Raw genomic sequence first — 13,945 nt, 5'->3', positions numbered from 1 at the left:
GAGGATCCTCCCAAGCGGCGGTTCCCCGAAGGGTCCGCCGTCGTACCGGAGCACAGGTGAGCGGGTACGCTGCGAAGTGCGGACGCACCGTCCTCAGCGACGGGGCCAGGCACCGGCATCTCCTCGCCGAACGCTCCCCGCGCCCGCGGGGATGGATCCGACCCAACCTCCCGGAGTGTGCTCATGACAGCCCGTGTGGGCGTCGTCACCTTCCCCGGCTCCCTCGATGACAGGGACGCCGCGCGCGCGGTCGCGCTGGCGGGTGCCGAACCCGTATCCCTCTGGCACGCGGACGCCGACCTCAGGGGCGTGGACGCCGTGGTCCTGCCCGGCGGCTTCTCCTACGGCGACTACCTGCGCTGCGGGGCCATCGCCCGGTTCGCCCCGCTGATGTCGGAACTGGTCCCGGCCGCCCGGTCGGGCGCGCTGCCGGTCCTGGGCATCTGCAACGGCTTCCAGATCCTGTGCGAGAGCCACCTGCTCCCCGGCGCGCTGACCCGCAACTCCTCGCTGCGGTTCGTCAACCGCGACCAGGTGCTGCGTGTGGAGAACACCGGTACCGCGTGGACCGGCTCCTACGCCGAGGGCCAGGAGGTCCTGGTGGTGCTCAAGAGCGGCGAGGGCAGCTACGTCGCCGACGAGCACACCCTGGACGAACTGGAGGCCGCCGGCCGGGTCGTGGTCCGCTACGTCGACGGCAACCCGAACGGCTCCCGCCGCGGCATCGCCGGGATCACCAACGAGCACGGGAACGTCGTCGGCCTCATGCCGCACCCCGAACACGCCGTGGAGGCGCTCACCGGCCCCTCCACCGAGGGCCTCGGGTTCTTCACCTCGATCCTCACCCATCTGGCCGCCGGTTCGCCGGTGAACGCCTGACCCGTACACCCGACAGGGGGTTTGGCCGTTGATGACACTGCTGCGTTCCAGAAAGACCATGTTCGTCCTCGTCGGACTGGTCGTCGTGGGCTTGGTGGTGTCCGCTGCCGTGGGTCTGTTCAACGCCATCGGGACGGCGCCCGTCGCCACGCCGCCGCAGGGTCAGGGCCAGCAGGACGGGGGCCAGGGCACCGGTCAGGCCCCGGGTTCGCCGCCGGACGCGGACGTGCTCGGCCAGGCCCCGTCCGGACTGTCCTACGTCTCCGACCCGGAGGCCGACGTGTACTGCGAGCAGGACGAGTGCGTCCGGCTGGTGATGGTCATGACCCAGGACGGGGAACTGCCCGAGGACTCCCGCGGGGTCGTCGAGACGGTGGCCTCCCACCTCACCGAGCGGGGCTGGGAGGAGCAGCAGCCCCAGGGCGCGCCCGCGGGCCAGGTCTTCCTCAGCGACGGCGAGCACATACTGGCCGACACCTCCGCCCACGAGGACCCCGAGTCCCCTCCGGTGCTGATGCTCGGTGACGCGGGCGAGGCCGTCACCCCCTGACCATGACCTTCCGCGCCGTTCGGCGGACGCCACGGCCCGGCCCACATCCGCACATCCCGAACGGAACCACGCATGTCTGAAGTACCTGGTCTCGACACCGTCGACGTGGCGCACGACAGCCCGGACACACCTCAGCCGTACGCCGAACTGGGCATGGCCAAGGACGAGTACGAGCGGGTCCGGGAGATCCTGGGCCGCCGTCCCACCTCCGCCGAGCTGGCCATCTACTCGGTCATGTGGAGCGAGCACTGCTCGTACAAGTCCTCCAAGGTGCACCTGCGCCAGTTCGGGGAGAAGGCTCCCGAGAACGACGCGCTGCTCGTCGGCATGGGCGAGAACGCGGGCGTGGTGGACGTGGGCGACGGCCGTGCGGTGACTTTCAAGATCGAGTCGCACAACCACCCCTCCTACGTGGAGCCGCACCAGGGCGCGGCCACCGGCGTGGGCGGCATCGTCCGCGACATCCTCACCATGGGCGCCCGCCCCGTCGCGGTGATGGACGCGCTGCGGTTCGGCCCCGCCGACGCCGACGACACCAAGCGGGTACTGCCCGGCGTGGTGTCGGGCATCTCCTTCTACGGCAACTGCCTGGGGCTGCCCAACATCGGCGGCGAGATCGGCTTCGGCGCCGGATACGTCGGCAACCCGCTGGTCAACGCCCTGTGCGTGGGCGTGATGCGCCACGAGGACATCAAGCTGGCCCAGGCGCCCGGCCCGGGCAACAAGGTGGTCCTGTTCGGCTCCACCACCGGTCCAGACGGGATCGGCGGCGCCTCGGTGCTGGCCAGCGCGACCTTCGACGACGAGTCGCACGCCAAGCGGCCCAGCGTGCAGGTCGGCGACCCGTTCATGGAGAAGCTGCTCATCGAGTGCAGCCTGGAGCTGTTCGAGAAGGACCTGGTCGTCGGTATCCAGGACCTGGGCGCGGCGGGCGTGTCCTGCGCCACCACCGAGCTGGCCGCCGGCGGCACCGGCGGCATGCGTGTCCAGCTGGACCGGGTTCCGCTGCGCGACCCCCGGCTCACTCCCGAGGAGATCCTCATGAGTGAGTCGCAGGAGCGCATGATGGCGATCGTCGAGCCCGCGAGGATGGACGAGTTCCTGGCCGTCTGCGACAAGTGGCAGATCCTGGCCGCCGAGATCGGCGAGGTCACCGACGTGGCCCCCGAGGAGGCCGAGCGCGGCGGTCGCCTGGTGATGACCTGGCACGGCGAGACCGTGGTGGACATGCCGCCGCGGACCGCCTCCGACGAGGGGCCCGTCTACCAGCGCCCGTACGCGCGCCCCGACTCGCAGGACGCGCTGCTGGCCGACGACGCGGCCAAGCTCCCCCGCCCCGGCACCGACGCCGAACTGCGCGAGCACGTGCTCCGCGTGCTGGGCGCACCGGGCGTGGGCGACCCGACGTGGGTCACCCAGCAGTACGACAGCTACGTGCGCGGCGACACGGTGGTGTCCACCCCGCACGACGCCGGGATGATCCGCGTCTCCGACGACTCCCACAAGGGCGTGGCCCTGGCCACCGACGGCAACGGCCGATTCACCCGCCTGGACCCGTACACGGGTACCCAGCTGGCGTACGCGGAGGCCTACCGCAACGTCGCCGCGACGGGCGCGCGGCCGCTCGCGGTGACCAACTGCCTCAACTTCGGCTCACCGGAGGATCCGGGGGTGATGTGGCAGTTCGCCGAGTCCACGCGGGGCCTGGCCGACGCCTGCCAGCAGCTGGGCACACCGGTGACCGGCGGCAACGTGAGCTTCTACAACCAGACCGGCGACGTGGCGATCAACCCGACCCCGGTGATCGGCGTGCTCGGCGTGATCGACGACGTGCGCATCCGCCTGCGGACCGCCTTCGGCACGGACGGCGCCCAGGTGTTCCTGCTGGGTGAGACCCGGCCGGAGTTCGGCGGCTCGGCGTGGGCCGACACGGTCCACGGCCACCTGGGCGGGCCGCCGCCCAAGGCGGACCTGGCCGCCGAGGCCGCCCTGGGCGAGGTGCTGGCCACCGCCGCCGAGCGCGGTCTGGCCGGAGCCGCGCACGACCTCTCCGACGGCGGACTGGTGGTCGCGCTGGCCGAGTCGGCGCTGCGCGGAGGCCTCGGCGTACGGGTGTCCGTGGGCGGTGACGCGTTCACCGCCCTGTTCAGCGAGTCCGGAGGCCGCGCCGTCGTCGCGGTGGAGCCGGGCCGGGAGGAGGACTTCGCGGCCCTGGCCCGGGAGCACGGCGTGCCGGTGGAGCGGATCGGCGCGGTGGGCGGCGACGCCCTGTCGGTCACCCACCCCGGCGGTGCCGTGGAGATCCCGCTGGCCGAACTCCGCGAGTCCTACGAGTCCGCCCTGCCCGCCCTGATGGACGGCGTGTAGCACCACGCGCGTACGGCGGGGGCGCCCCTTCCCAAGTGGCGCCCCCGCCGCGTTTCGGGCCGGCCCTCCGTCCCCGCTCAGGGGCACGCCGACCGCCTCTTCCACGGCTGTCGACTCACGCGAATTCCGTCATCGTCGCTCCCGGTGCGCCTCCCTCTGATGGGTAGGGGTCGGGGAGGAAGACGAGCGGGACGTACGGCACGGAGGGAGTGGACGTCATGCGACGGGGCAGGTTGAAGGGGCCTCTGGGCAGCCACGAGCGTCCGGCGAGCGCCCTGGGGTTTCGCGTGGTGCTGGCCGTGTTCGGCGCCCTGGTGCTCCTGGCCGCCACGGTCTGCGCCTACCTGTTGACCGACCAGACGTGGCTGGTCATCCTGTTCGGCGCGGGGTTCGTCGCCGCCTGCGTGAACGTGTACTGGGTGGGACGGCGCCGCAGGTACGAGCACCCGCCCGCCTGACGCTCCGACGTTCGGTCCGCGGGTGTCAGCGTGACGGCCGCCGGCCGGCGATCGGCGGTCGGAGTGGGGCACGTCCGGGTTCTCCCCCGCCCAGACCTCTGCGGCTTCGGTCGGATCGAGCTCCTCGTCGGCGTACCGCCGCCGGACCTCGGTGATCTGCGAGGCCTCCGAACCGGCGTAGACGATCTCCAGGTCCAGGTCGAACGCGTTGATCATCCCCTGGTCCTGGATGAGGAACCCGGGCGCACGTGGAAGGACACGTCGCGCACCGCCACGGTGCACCCGGTCTCCTCCCTGACGCGGTCCCGGTCGGCGTTCTCCGGTCCGGTGCCGATGACCTTGTCGGCGTTCCCGCCGAAGATCTTCCACAGGTCGCGGACCGAGAAGGTGACGTCGGCGGTGCCGCCGCGTGTGCCGGCGGTTTCGGTTACCGGGGTCACCGGTGTACTCATCCAGCGTCCTCCGGGGTCAGGGCGTCCTCGCGGACGAGGTCCGCGGCGCGTTCGCCGAGGGCCAGGACCGTGACCATGGGGTTGGGGGTGGGCAGGGTCGGGAACACCGACGCGTCGGCGACGCGCAGACCGCGCAGGCCGCGCACGCGCAGCCGGGGGTCGACGACGGCGGTGTCGTCATCGGCGGCGCCCATCTTGCAGGTGCCCGCCGGGTGGTAGACGGTGTGGGCGGCACGGCGGCCGTACTCCGCCAGCTCCTCGTCGCTCCGGACACCGGGACCGGGAGCGACCTCGCGCTTGATCCAGGACCTGAACGGCTCGGTGGCGGCGACCTCGCGGGCGATCTTCAGCCCGTCCAGGATCGTCCTCTCGTCGTGGCCGTCGGGGTCGGTGAAGTACCGGAAGTCCAGCGCGGGTTTGGCCTGTGGGTCGTCGCTGGTGAGGTAGAGCTTGCCGAACGAGCGCGAACGGGGGATGTTCGGTGTCATGCACACCGCGTACCCGTCGGGCGGGGACTCGTAGCCCAGCCGCTTCGTGTTGTCGTCGAAGGGGATCTGGTAGATGTGGAACATCAGGTCCGGGCGCGGATCGCTGTCGTCGCGCCGCACGAACAGGGCCGCGTCGGAGTCCATCACCGTGTTCCGCGGGACCGGCCTGTCGGTCTCCCACATGATGATCGACTCGGGGTGGTCGAGCAGGTGCTCGCCGACGCCGGGCAGGTCGTGGCGGGGCTCGATGCCCACCTCCCGCAGCTCTCCGGCGTTGCCGATCCCCGAGAGCATGAGCAGCCGGGGGGAGTCCACGGCACCCGCGGACAGGATCACCTCGCGCCGGGCGTTGACGGTGACGCGTGTGCCGTCCCCGGCCGTGGCGCTGACGCCGGTGGCGCGGTCGCCGTCGAGGAGCACCCGGTCGACCCAGGTCTCCAGCATGACGGTGAGGTTGTCGCGCACGTCCATGATCGGGTGCAGGTAGGCCACCGAGGCCGAGGAGCGGTATCCGGTGTAGGGGTCGTAGGAGATGGACAGGAAGCCCGCCCCCTCCGAGAAGCCGCCGCCGTGGGAGGTCAGGGCGTTGAAGTCCTCCACCACCGGGACGCCCGCCGCCTCGGCGGCCGAGGACACCCAGTCCTTGACCATCGCGTTGCGGTCCTTCTCGGCGACCGGGACGATGTTGCACTTGATCCGGTCGGCGTAGGACTGCACCGTGGCGTTGTCCCAGCCGTCGGCGCCCGCCGCGACCCAGTCGTCCAGGTCCTCGGCGAAGGGCCGGAAGCTGATCAGCGTGTTGTGCGAGGAGCACCCGCCGAGCACGCGGGCCCGGGAGTGCAGGATGTTGGAGTTGCCGCGCGGCTGCTCGACGGTGGTGTAGCCGTAGTCGAGCTCGCTGTCCAGGACGCTCAGCCAGTCGCGCAGGCGCAGCACGTGCTCCAGGTCGCGGTCGTCGGGGCCGCCCTCGATCAGGCACACGGTGGTGCCGGGGTCCTCGGTGAGCCGGTTGGCGATCACCGAGCCGGCGGTACCGCCGCCGACGATCACGTAGTCGTAGGTGCTCTCGGTCGGAGCCACGGTCCGATTCCTCTCGTTGTCTCTGCCCAAGGGGATGCCGGGGGGAAACCGACCTGTGCGGGGCCCTCTTCTCGTGTCGGCCGAGGACGTCGCCACGGGACGCCCGGCGGTGCGGAGGACGGATCCGCGCCGCCGGGTGTTCGGGTGTCCCGGGCCGCCCGGGGCGGTCCGGAAGGGTGCTGTGTCAGCCGAACCAGCGCTGGGGCTCGGGTGCCAGGTTGCGGTAGATGTGCTTGGCCTCGCGGTACTCGTCCAGACCCTGCAGCCCCAGCTCGCGGCCGATGCCGCTCCGGCCGTAGCCGCCCCACTCGGCGCCGGGGATGTAGGGGCCGAAGTCGTTGATCCAGACGGTTCCGTGCTGCAGGGCCGCCGCGACCCGCTCGCCCCGGGCGGTGTCGTCGGTCCACACGCCGCCGGAGAGCCCGTAGTCGGTGTCGTTGCCCAACCGGATCGCCTGCGCCTCGGTCTCGAACCGCTCCACGGTCACGACCGGACCGAAGACCTCGGTCTGGACGATGTCCATGGAGTGTTCGCAGTCGACGAACACGGTGGGCCGGTAGAAGTAGCCCTCGGAGAGGGCCGGGTCGTCGGGCCGTTTGCCCCCGGCGATGATCCGGGCGCCCTCCTCGACGCCGCGCGCGACGGCGGCCTCCACCTTGGCGCGGTGCTCGGCCGAGACCAGCGGGCCGCAGCGCACGCCCTCCTCCTGGCCGCGACCGATGCGGATGGCCTCGGCGCGGCGGGCGAGTTCGGTGGTGAAGGCGTCGTGGATGTCGTTGTGCACGATGAGACGGGCACCGGCCGAGCACACCTGGCCGGAGTGGAAGAACGCGGCGATGAGCGCGTAGTCCACCGCGGTGTCCAGGTCCACGTCCGGGAAGATGATGTTGGGGTTCTTGCCGCCGAGTTCCAGGGCGGTCTTCTTGATCGTCTCGGAGGCCGCCGACATGATCCGCCTGCCGGTGGCCAGCCCGCCGGTGAAGGAGACCAGGTCCACGTCGGGGTGCTCGGACAGCGGTGCGCCCGCGTCGGGACCGCTGCCCAGGACCAGGTTGACCACGCCCGCCGGGATGCCCGCCTCGGCGGTGAGCTCGACGAGTTTGGCGGTGGTGACGGGAGTGATCTCGCTGGGCTTGACCACCATGGTGTTGCCCGCCGCCAGGGCCGGGGCCACCTTCCAGGCGAGCTGGAGCAGCGGGTAGTTCCAGGGCGTGATCATGCCGCAGACGCCGACGGGCTCGTAGACCACCTTGCTGTGCACGCCCTCGGGAGCCGACACGAGGCGTCCCGCGTCCTTCCCGGCCAGGCCCGAGTAGTAGCGGAAGACGTTGGTGACGTCGTCGACGTCGATCCCGCCCTCCTCGATGGTCTTTCCGGTGTCGAGGGACTCCATGACCGCGATCTCCTCGCGGTCGCGCTGGAGGAGGTCGGCGATACGTCCGACGAGTTCGCCGCGCTCGTCGTCGGAGACGCCGCGCCACTCCCCCTCGTCGAAGGCGCGCCGGGCGGCGGCGATGGCGTCCTCGGTGTCGGCTCGGCCGCCCTCGCTGACGATGGTCAGGACGGAGGCGTCCGCGGGGTCCAGGATCTCCCGGACCCGGCCGTTGCGGGCCGCCTTCCACTCCCCGTCGATGTACAGGCTGGTAGCGGTGGCCGACCCCGGTTCCGACAGGTACGGCACGGTCGGCAAGGTTGCGTAGGGCTCGTTCACGGAGCCGGTTTGCCCAAGATTGGTAGTCACAAACAGCCTCGTCTCATAAGACGCGTAAGTCACAGTTTCCCCATGCCACGCCCTGGTCCGGGGAAACGCTCGGCCGCGACAGGACTCTTCGTGGCGCTTCCCGCGTCACACCTGGGACATGACTACTTCGCACAGCGCGCGGGTCGGTCCAGGACATCCCCGCCTGGGGAAGACGAGGAAGAGAATTTGACGTACATTGAGGTATGCCTAAGTAGTTGAGGCATACCTAAGTAGGTTCGTCCGGACCCTCCGCGCTCCCCTCCGAGGAAGCATGCTGCTCGAACAAGAACGCCGGGACGTCTGCCTGGCCGCCCGCGCGATCGCCGCGGGCGCCGGTGCCGCTCCGGGCGAGTCGGGAACCGTCAGCGTCCGCAACGGCGACCTGGTGGTCGTCACGCCGCACGGCGTCGCCCTCGACCAACTCCAGCCCGCCGACTGCCCGGTGATGTCGCTCGACGACCGGGTGCTCGAAGGGCGGCGCGACCCCGCGGCCGAGGCCACCCTGCACATCGCCGTGCACCGTCTGGCCTTCGAGCACGAGCGCGACGTCTTCGCCGTGGTGAACGCCTTCACCGCCGACACGGTCGCGGTGTCCTCGGTCCTGGCCGAGCTGCCCCCGATCCACCACCGCGCCGCCGCCCTGGGCGGGGCGGTCACCGTCACCCCGTACACCACCTACGGCACGGGGGAGATCGCCGACCACGCGGTCAAGGCGCTCAAGGGACGCGACGCCGCGCTGCTCGCCGACCACGGAGGGCTGGCCCTGGGCCGGAGCCTGGACCACGCGCTGGAGAACCTGCGGCTGCTGGACTGGCTCAGCGCCGCGTACCTGAGGGCCCGCCGGATCGGCGAGCCCCGCGTGCTGTCCGAGGACGAGCTGGCCCGGATCCGCGAGCGCGACACCTACGGCTGGGCGGGCCCGGACATCCTCTGACGCCCGCGTCGGGGATCAGACGTCGTCCCACGGGTTCCTCACCCCTCCCTCAGGCCTGCTCCTCCTCGTCGTCGGAGACCTCGTCGGGCTGGGTCCAGGCCAGGTAGAGGGCGGGGACCGAGGCGTGCACCATGAGGATCACCCACAGCACGGGCATGAACAGCTTCTCGGGGAAGGACACGGACTCGGGAGACGGGCCCTCCAGGACGGCGAGTACGAGGAACACCGCCAGCATGAGGCCCGCCGTCAGGTGGTGGCCGATCCGCGTGGCCCGGTCCAGCTCGAAGCGCTGGCGCTCGTCCAGGTTCCGGTAACGGTAGTTCGCCCCCGTGGCCCGGCCCAGCTGCGTGTTGAGCACCAGGATCACGGCCATCACCACGAGGAAGACGGGCGTCAGGACGGCCAGCGCCACGCTCGTGCCGGAGCGGAAGTTGATGACGCCCAGGAGCGCCGTGGCGGCCAGTGTGGCCAGCACGACCAGGACCGCGTAGACGCGCCGTCTGCCACGGGAGGCCCGGAGCCTGCGAAGCCTCGGGCTCTCCTCGGGCCCGCGGAACCCCGGGCCGTCCGCGCTCGGGCGGGCGGCGCGTTCGCGGTCCTCCCGGATCTGGGTGGAGCGCCGCTTGGGGAGGATTCTGGACAGGGGCATGAGGACTCCTTGGGCTCACTGGCCGATGCGGGGGAAGGGCTCCGTGGAGAAGACGACCTCCACCGGGACCTCGAAGTAGCGCGCGATACGCAGCGCCAGGTGGAGGCTGGGGCTGTACTCGCCCCGCTCCAGGTAGCCGACCGTCTGGTAGTGCACGCCCAGGGCCTCGGCCAGCTGGCGCCGGGACACGTTCCGCTCGGCCCGCAGCATCGCGATCCGGTTGTAGATGGTCTCGCCGCTCCCGGCCGCCGCCCGAGGGCGGCGGCCGGGAGCACTCCTGCCGTTCTCAGTAGCCACGCTTCATCGCCTTCTCCCGGGCCGCCTGGACCCTCGACCCCGACTCGCGCCGGGCCATCCTCCGCAGCACCCACTGGGCGGCGGCGAACCCGACGAGGGCCCACAGTGCCAGAACCCCGGCCACCTGCGGCAGTTGCCAGGTCCCGGCCAGTTCCAGGGCGGCGTAGTCGGCGGGCATCAGCGCGGCGCGCACGCCCAGGCCGATCCAGTAGACGGGGAAGAACTGGGCGGCGGTCTGGATCCAGTCGGCCATGACCGTGATGGGCATCATGACGCCCGAGGTCATCACCAGGCCCAGTACGGGGACCATGATCAGGCCCACGCCGGTGCGCGGATTGGACAGGGTCGCGCCGAGGATCGCGCCGACGGGGGCCAGGGCCAGCATCGCGAGCACGAACACCCACAGCAGGGTGAGCGCGCCGCCCACGCCCCGCAGGGCGAACCCGTCGACCAGCAGCAGTCCCGGCACCACCATCAGCAGCAGGGCCACCGTCGACATGGTCAGGATGTGCCAGACCTTGCCGACCCCGTAGCCGAGCATGCCGTGCGGCGTGGCCCTGGCCCGCAGCAGCGTCCCGTCCTCGCGTTCGGTGCCGAGCACCTGGGCGACCGTGACCGCGCCCAGCATGACCATCTGCATGGTGACTCCGGCGGCCATCATCACCGTGCCGGTGGAGACCTCGGCTCCCTCCACCGGTTCCCGGCCGAGGAAGACGGCGAGGACGACGAAGACGGCCGGCATCATCAGGTAGCCGCCGGCGAGCTCCTGGAAGTTGGTGAAGGATCCCCGGAACTCGGTCCATCCCCGGGAGAACCCGGCTCTGACGGCGTTGGCCCTGGCGTTCATCGGATCTCCTTCGTGAACTCGGCGGCGGCGTTCTCGGCGTCCCCGGACTCGTGGCGCTGGACCATGGCCATGTACACGTCCTCCAGCGAGGGCCGGGTGACCTTCAGGTCGGTGACGCCGTCGCCGTGCTCCGCGTACAGCTCGGCGACGTGGCGGGCGGGGCTGTCGGTGCTGTGGACGTGCCGCCGCCCCTCGGCGGTCCAGACGACCTCGCTCTCCTGGACCAGCAGGGAGGCGAGGTGGTCGGCGGTGCCGTCGGCCACGATCACCCCGCCCGCGAGGATGAGGATGCGGTCGGCCAGCTTCTCGGCCTCGTCCAGGTCGTGGGTGGTCAATAGGACGGTGGTGTCGTCCTCGTCGGCGAGCCGGTGCACCAGTTCGTGGAAGCCGTGGCGGGCCACCGGGTCGAACCCGGCCGTGGGCTCGTCGAGGAAGAGCAGCTCGGGGCGGCCGACGACGCCCAGGGCCACGTCCACGCGGCGGCGCTGGCCCCCGGAGAGCTCGCGGACCCTCTTGTGCGCGTGTTCGGTGAGGCCGACGGTCTCCAGGAGTTCGTCGGTGTCGTGGGGGCGTGTGCGCCCGGGCTCGGAGAAGGGCGCGTGGAAGCGGCCGAAGTGGTGGACCAGCTCGCGGACCCTCCAGGCGCCGTGGTCGCGCCAGGACTGCAGGACCACGCCGATCCGGGAGCGCCACGCCTCACCGCCGCGCTCGGGGTCGCTCCCCAGCACCTCCACCTCGCCCGCGGAGCGCCTGCGGAACCCCTCCAGGATCTCGACGGTGGTGGTCTTGCCCGCCCCGTTGGGGCCGAGGAGGGCGACCACCTCACCGCGCCGGGCGGTGAGGTCCACTCCCCTCAGCACCTCGGCGGTGCCGTAGTTCATCCGCAGGTCGCGGACCTGGAGCACGGTCTCCTCCGGTGTCCCCGACGCCTGGGCACTCGCCCTGGACGTCGCTCGGACCGCTGAATCCATCACATCAGTCCTCCATATCGTCTCGTCTCTGCTGCCATCGATAGTACATATACTACATTCTGGAGAACAAGAGCTACACAAGAGCGAAGACGCGCTACGACATGCCGCGGAACGCCCGCCCGACGGGACAGGCGCGGACCAGGGCGCGCACGGGGGAGGACGGCCGGTTCCGGCCACACGGCGACGGTCCGCCCCGGATCACCCGTGGCGGAGGCGCGGGTTTCGGACACGGCACCGGGGACAGATGAGAGATCGGGTACGGATACCCGAGCCGTCCGCGAGTCCGGAGACGGGACAATGGTGCGGACGGCGACACCGACCGGCTGGAGACCCCATGCGCTGCACCAACATCAGGCTCCTCGTCAACGACTACGAGGCCTGTTTCCACTTCTACTCGGAGGTCCTCAAGCTCCCCCTGCTGAGGGGCGACGAGAACAGCCGCTACGCCGAGTTCGACGTGGACTCGGGAACACGGCTGGCCATCAACCAGCGCGAGGTGATGGCCGAGGCGCTGGAGACCGACACGGCCGACCCCAAACTCCCCCACCAGGACCGGCTCGCGGTGATCTTCGAGGTGGACGACGTGGACGCCATGGCCGCCAGGCTGGTCTCGGACGGCGCCCGCCAGGTGATGGAGCCGCGGGACTGGACGGCCTGGGGTATCCGCGCGGCCCACTTCCGCGACCCCGACGGCTACCTGTTGGAGATCAACTGCCCCCTGCTCCCCGTGGCCGCGGTCTGACCCCCGGCCCCGTACCCCCTCACCGGGCCACGTGCTCCACCAGGAGCTCGTTCACCCGGTCCGCCCGCTCCACCCCGAGAAGGTGTGCCGCGCCCGAGACCACCTCGAACCGGGAACCGGCGATCCCGTCGGCCAGCCTGCGACCGTACCCGGGCGGCAGCAACGGGTCGTGGGCGGCCGACGCCACCATGGTCGGCACCCGCACCCCGGAGACCAGGTGGCGCTGGTCCATCCCGGCGACCGCGTCGCACGCCGAGGCGAAGCCGCCCGGGTCGAGTCCGCCGAAGTCCTCGGTGAACCTGGCCACCACCTCCGGGCGCTCATCACACATGTCCGGGGTGAACCAGGGCCGCACCACGTCGGCGGTCACCGATTCGAGGCCCGCCGCGCGCACCCGCGAGGCGACGTGGCCCCACTTGTGCGTTCGGGGCGTGCGGGACGCCGCCGCGAGCAGCGCGAGGCGGTCCAGGGTGCGCGGCGAGTTGGCCGCGATCCACAGCAGCAGTGAGCCGCCGAACCCGGCACCGACCGCGGAGACCCGGGTGAGGCCCTGCGACTCCAGCAGGCCGAGCAGGTCCAGGGCGAGTTCCTCGACGGTGTAGGGGCCCGGGGGCGCCGGGGAGGAGCCGTGACCGCGGTGGTTGACCCGCAGGACCCGCCGGTTGCGGGTGAGCTCGGGCATCTGCGGCTCCCAGACGGACATCTTGGTGCCGAAGGGCGGCACGAGCAGTACGACGGGCGCGTGGCCGGGCCCGTCGAACCGGTGCTGGAGCGGAATCAAGGTCATGGCACCTCCGAGTCGCCAGAACGCCAGGCTATCGGCCAGGCCTTATCCGAAGTTTCAAAGCTTTCCCCGGCTCCCGTCGAGTGGAGGACAGAACCTGACCGCCTTGCTTCCTAGAGTCCCCTTACCGAGTCGGACACGAAGAAGGCGGTGGCCATCATGACGGCGACGACGGAGAACACGGTCCTGGACGCCGAGCGCACGTCCCTCCTGCGGTTCCTGGCGGACCAGCGCGACTTCCTGCGCTTCACCCTCAAGGGTCTGGACGAGGAACAGGCCGCGCAGCGCACCACGGTGAGCGAGCTGACCCTCGGCGGTCTGGTCAAGCACGTGACGCAGGTCGAGCGCAACTGGATCCGCTTCATCCGGGAGGGGGCGACGCACGACGCCGAGGTGGACTACGAGGACCCGGCCACCTTCGAGGAACACACGAAGAGCTTCCGGCTGCTCGGGGACGAGACCCTGGCCGGCGCTCTGGAGGACTACGAGCGGGCCGCCGGGGAGACCGAGCGGTTCGTCGCGCAGCTGCCCGACCTGGAGGTCGGCCGGGAGCTGCCGAAGGCGCCGTGGTTCCCCGAGGGCGCCTCGTGGTCCGCGCGCGACGTGCTGCTGCACCTGATCCGCGAGACCGCGCAGCACTGCGGCCACGCCGACATCCTGCGTGAGGCGCTGGACGGCCAGAGGACCATGGGCTGACACATCGGCG

Annotated in this window: 14 protein-coding genes and 2 pseudogenes; 7 read left to right on the top strand and 9 right to left on the bottom strand. The window is 71.2% G+C overall.

Going from position 1 to position 13,945, the window contains the following annotated elements; translation table 11 throughout:
* Positions 1 to 183: 183 nt before the first annotated feature.
* The 4 genes from purQ to FYX01_RS11075 all read left to right on the top strand — a co-directional run bounded on the left by purQ (position 184) and on the right by FYX01_RS11075 (position 4,254).
* On the top strand, positions 184 to 879 hold the full coding sequence (purQ, locus tag FYX01_RS11090) for a phosphoribosylformylglycinamidine synthase subunit PurQ (RefSeq protein ID WP_150240277.1): 696 nt from the start codon (positions 184 to 186) through the stop codon (positions 877 to 879).
* Positions 880 to 910: 31 nt separating this feature from the next.
* On the top strand, positions 911 to 1,429 hold the full coding sequence (locus FYX01_RS11085; protein ID WP_223830403.1) for a hypothetical protein: 519 nt from the start codon (positions 911 to 913) through the stop codon (positions 1,427 to 1,429).
* A gap of 72 nt (positions 1,430 to 1,501) precedes the next feature.
* Complete coding sequence (gene purL, locus FYX01_RS11080) at positions 1,502 to 3,796, top strand: phosphoribosylformylglycinamidine synthase subunit PurL (protein WP_150240273.1); 2,295 nt, start codon at positions 1,502 to 1,504, stop codon at positions 3,794 to 3,796.
* Between the two features lie 218 nt (positions 3,797 to 4,014).
* Complete coding sequence (locus tag FYX01_RS11075) at positions 4,015 to 4,254, top strand: cbb3-type cytochrome c oxidase subunit 3 (protein WP_190394274.1); 240 nt, start codon at positions 4,015 to 4,017, stop codon at positions 4,252 to 4,254.
* A 120-nt stretch (positions 4,255 to 4,374) separates the two neighbouring features.
* Here the strand turns inward: FYX01_RS11075 and FYX01_RS26610 are convergent.
* The 4 genes and pseudogenes from FYX01_RS26610 to FYX01_RS11055 all read right to left on the bottom strand — a co-directional run.
* A pseudogene (locus tag FYX01_RS26610) lies at positions 4,375 to 4,509 on the bottom strand (glycine/betaine ABC transporter substrate-binding protein); the annotation flags it as partial.
* Positions 4,491 to 4,706 (bottom strand): annotated as a pseudogene (locus FYX01_RS11065) (glycine/betaine ABC transporter ATP-binding protein); the annotation flags it as partial. The pseudogenes FYX01_RS11065 and FYX01_RS26610, both read right to left, overlap by 19 nt.
* The gene (locus FYX01_RS11060; RefSeq protein ID WP_150240269.1) at positions 4,703 to 6,274 is read right to left on the bottom strand and encodes a GMC family oxidoreductase; all 1,572 of its coding nucleotides are present in this window, start codon (positions 6,272 to 6,274) and stop codon (positions 4,703 to 4,705) included. The pseudogene FYX01_RS11065 and the gene FYX01_RS11060, both read right to left, overlap by 4 nt.
* 184 nt (positions 6,275 to 6,458) lie before the next feature.
* Positions 6,459 to 7,985 (bottom strand): aldehyde dehydrogenase family protein, encoded by a 1,527-nt coding sequence (locus FYX01_RS11055; RefSeq protein ID WP_150240267.1) that lies wholly within the window; start codon positions 7,983 to 7,985, stop codon positions 6,459 to 6,461.
* A gap of 301 nt (positions 7,986 to 8,286) precedes the next feature.
* Here FYX01_RS11055 and FYX01_RS11050 point away from each other — a divergent pair, with 301 nt between their 5' ends.
* Entirely contained in the window at positions 8,287 to 8,949 is a 663-nt protein-coding gene (locus FYX01_RS11050) for a class II aldolase/adducin family protein (protein WP_150240264.1), read from the top strand.
* 49 nt (positions 8,950 to 8,998) lie between these two features.
* On the opposite strand, the gene FYX01_RS11045 is transcribed toward FYX01_RS11050, so the two are convergent.
* Genes FYX01_RS11045 through FYX01_RS11030 form a run of 4 tightly spaced genes read right to left on the bottom strand, consistent with a single transcriptional unit; the run spans position 8,999 to position 11,713 of the window.
* Complete coding sequence (locus FYX01_RS11045) at positions 8,999 to 9,598, bottom strand: hypothetical protein (protein WP_150240262.1); 600 nt, start codon at positions 9,596 to 9,598, stop codon at positions 8,999 to 9,001.
* A 15-nt stretch (positions 9,599 to 9,613) separates the two neighbouring features.
* A complete protein-coding gene (locus FYX01_RS11040; RefSeq protein ID WP_150240260.1) occupies positions 9,614 to 9,895 on the bottom strand; it encodes a helix-turn-helix transcriptional regulator in 282 nt (93 codons plus the stop codon).
* Positions 9,885 to 10,742 carry an ABC transporter permease gene (locus tag FYX01_RS11035; protein ID WP_150240258.1) on the bottom strand — a complete coding sequence of 286 codons (858 nt, stop codon included), beginning with the start codon at positions 10,740 to 10,742 and terminating at the stop codon, positions 9,885 to 9,887. Before FYX01_RS11035 ends, FYX01_RS11040 begins: the two co-directional genes overlap by 11 nt.
* Positions 10,739 to 11,713, bottom strand: coding sequence for an ABC transporter ATP-binding protein (locus tag FYX01_RS11030; protein ID WP_150240256.1), 975 nt, complete (start codon positions 11,711 to 11,713; stop codon positions 10,739 to 10,741). The genes FYX01_RS11035 and FYX01_RS11030 overlap by 4 nt, the downstream gene beginning before the upstream one ends.
* A gap of 334 nt (positions 11,714 to 12,047) precedes the next feature.
* Here FYX01_RS11030 and FYX01_RS11025 point away from each other — a divergent pair, with 334 nt between their 5' ends.
* Positions 12,048 to 12,455, top strand: a complete 408-nt coding sequence (locus FYX01_RS11025; RefSeq protein ID WP_150240254.1) for a VOC family protein — start codon at positions 12,048 to 12,050, stop codon at positions 12,453 to 12,455.
* 19 nt (positions 12,456 to 12,474) lie between these two features.
* Here the strand turns inward: FYX01_RS11025 and FYX01_RS11020 are convergent, their stop codons facing one another.
* A complete protein-coding gene (locus FYX01_RS11020; RefSeq protein WP_150240252.1) occupies positions 12,475 to 13,242 on the bottom strand; it encodes an alpha/beta fold hydrolase in 768 nt (255 codons plus the stop codon).
* Between the two features lie 156 nt (positions 13,243 to 13,398).
* Here FYX01_RS11020 and FYX01_RS11015 point away from each other — a divergent pair, with 156 nt between their 5' ends.
* On the top strand, positions 13,399 to 13,935 hold the full coding sequence (locus FYX01_RS11015; protein WP_190394273.1) for a DinB family protein: 537 nt from the start codon (positions 13,399 to 13,401) through the stop codon (positions 13,933 to 13,935).
* The last annotated feature ends 10 nt before the right edge of the window (positions 13,936 to 13,945 follow it).

Source organism: Nocardiopsis quinghaiensis, from assembly GCF_008638365.1.
GTDB classification, from domain to species: Bacteria; Actinomycetota; Actinomycetes; order Streptosporangiales; family Streptosporangiaceae; genus Nocardiopsis; species Nocardiopsis quinghaiensis.
This window is presented reverse-complemented; position numbering and strand designations above follow the sequence as displayed.